Annotated in this window: 3 protein-coding genes; all 3 read right to left on the reverse strand. The window is 62.0% G+C overall.

Annotated elements, in window-relative coordinates; all coding sequences use genetic code 11:
• Nucleotides 1-191: 191 nt before the first annotated feature.
• Nucleotides 192-1,373, reverse strand: coding sequence for an acetyl-CoA C-acetyltransferase (locus FEM54_RS30300; protein WP_138454037.1), 1,182 nt, complete (start codon nt 1,371-1,373; stop codon nt 192-194).
• 11 nt (nt 1,374-1,384) lie between these two features.
• The gene (locus FEM54_RS30305; RefSeq protein WP_017135011.1) at nt 1,385-2,044 is read right to left on the reverse strand and encodes a CoA transferase subunit B; all 660 of its coding nucleotides are present in this window, start codon (nt 2,042-2,044) and stop codon (nt 1,385-1,387) included.
• Between the two features lie 31 nt (nt 2,045-2,075).
• Nucleotides 2,076-2,528: CoA transferase subunit A (locus FEM54_RS30310; protein ID WP_138454038.1), on the reverse strand; the 453-nt coding region annotated here is incomplete at its 5' end.

The raw sequence follows: 2,528 nt of genomic DNA on the forward strand, positions 1-2,528 counted from the left end.
CTGACACACCGCTATCGCAGGCAAGCCAGCTCCCACATGAGTATTGTTTTTTTTCAGGAAAACCGGGCAAAGAAAAGGCCCGATTTTTCGTGGAATCGAGCCTTTTCTCATGTTGCTCTTGTCGACAGGGGCTGCTGCGCAGCCCAACGGGAGCAAGCTCCCTCGCCACAATTAGCCTGCTGCTCTTTAGATCAACTGCGCTCGAGGGCCAGGGCTACCCCTTGGCCGCCGCCGATGCACAAGGTGGCAAGGCCTTTCTTGGCGTCGCGCTTGATCATTTCATGCAGCAGGGTCACCAGCACGCGGCAGCCTGAGGCGCCGATCGGGTGGCCGATGGCGATGGCGCCGCCGTTGACGTTGACCTTGTTCGCATCCCACTCCAGCTCTTTGCCCACCGCCAGAGATTGCGCGGCGAAGGCTTCGTTGGCTTCGATCAGGTCCAGGTCACCCAGGCTCCAACCGGCTTTGTCCAGGCAGCGGCGGGTAGCCGAGACCGGGCCGATGCCCATGATCGCAGGGTCCACGCCGGCGTTGGCGTAGCTGGCGATACGCGCCAGCACCGGCAGGCCGAGAGCCTTGGCTTTTTCGGCGCTCATCAACAAGACAACGGCGGCGCCGTCATTGAGGCTGGAGGCGTTGCCGGCGGTGACGCTACCCTCTTTCTTGAACGCGGGCTTGAGCTTGGCCAGCGACTCGGCTGTGGTGCCGGCGCGCGGTTGCTCATCCACGGCGAAGGACAACGGATCACCCTTGCGCTGTGGAATCAGGATCGGAGTGATCTCATCGACAAACCGGCCGGCTTCGATAGCGGCGGCGGCTTTCTGCTGGGAGGCGGCGGCGAAGGCGTCCTGGGCTTCACGGCTGATGCCGTACTTGTCCACCAGGTTCTCGGCGGTGATGCCCATGTGGTAGTCGTTGAACGCATCCCACAGGCCGTCAGTGATCATGCTGTCGAGCATCTTGGCGTGGCCCATGCGCAAACCCGTGCGCGCAGCGGGCAATACGTAAGGCGCCAGGCTCATGTTCTCCATGCCGCCGGCGATGATCACCTCAGCGTCACCACAACGGATGGCTTGGGCACCCAGGTGCAGGGCTTTGAGGCCCGAGCCGCAGACCTTGTTCAGGGTCAAAGCCGGCACCGCATGGGGCAGACCCGCCAGAATAGAGGCCTGGCGCGCCGGGTTCTGGCCGCTGCCTGCGGTCAGTACCTGGCCGAGGATCACTTCATCGACCTGAGCCGGGTCCAGACCGGTCTGCTCCAGCAGGCGACGGATCACGGCCGCGCCCAACTCCGGTGCCGGAATGCTGGCCAGCGCTCCTTGAAAGCTGCCCACGGCGGTGCGGGTGGCAGCAACAATCACGACGTCTTGCATGGAATCTGTCCTCACTGGAAGTGCATTTCTGGAACGTGGTCCGGGACGATCAGTTTACCGGCGGTCTTGCTCACAATCTCTTCAACGCTGACGCCAGGTGCGCGTTCCTTGAGGACAAAAGCGCCATTTTCGATTTCCAGGTACGCAAGGTCTGTCAGCACGCGCTTGATGCACTTGGCGCCGGTCAGCGGCAGGCTGCACTGGCTGAGCAGTTTGGACTCCCCGTCCTTGGACGCGTGGGTCATGATCACGATGATGTTTTCTGCACCGGCCACCAGGTCCATGGCGCCGCCCATGCCCTTGACCAGCTTGCCGGGGATCATCCACGACGCGATGTTGCCCTGCACGTCCACTTCAAATGCGCCGAGCACGGTGAGGTCGACATGTCCGCCGCGAATCATTGCGAAGGACTCGGCAGAGGAGAAGATCGAGGCGCCGATGCGTGCGGTCACGGTTTGTTTGCCGGCGTTGATCATGTCGGCATCGATGGTTTCTTCGGTCGGAAACGGGCCCATGCCGAGCAGGCCGTTTTCCGATTGCAGCATCACTTCCATGCCTTCGGGGATGTAGTTGGCCACCAGGGTCGGGATGCCGATGCCGAGGTTGACGTAGAAACCGTCCTGCATTTCGCGGGCGACGCGTTGAGCCATTTGTTCGCGGGTAAGAGCCATGTGTTGTCTCCTTATTATTTGGGCTGGCGGATTATTTGCGGACGGTGCGCTGTTCGATGCGCTTCTCGAAGGTGCCGCAAATGACTCGGTCGACGTAAATCCCTGGGGTGTGGATATGCGCCGGGTCCAGCTCGCCCGGTTCGACGATTTCTTCCACTTCGACCACGGTGATCTTGCCCGCAGTAGCCGCCAGCGGGTTGAAGTTCTGCGCGGTATGGCGGTAGATGACGTTGCCGAAGTGGTCGGCTTTCCAGCCTTTGACAATGGCGAAGTCGCCGGTGATGGACTCTTCCATCAGGTACGGGCGACCGTTGAACTCGCGGGTCTCCTTGCCTTCGGCCACCGGAGTGCCGACGCCGGTGGCGGTGAAGAAGGCCGGGATGCCGGCGCCGCCTGCGCGCATTTTTTCGGCCAGGGTGCCTTGGGGCGTGAGCACCACTTCGATTTCGCCGCTGAGCAGTTGCTTCTCGAACAGCGCGTTTTC

It is taken from the genome of Pseudomonas edaphica (assembly GCF_005863185.1).
Lineage (GTDB): Bacteria > Pseudomonadota > Gammaproteobacteria > Pseudomonadales > Pseudomonadaceae > Aquipseudomonas > Aquipseudomonas edaphica.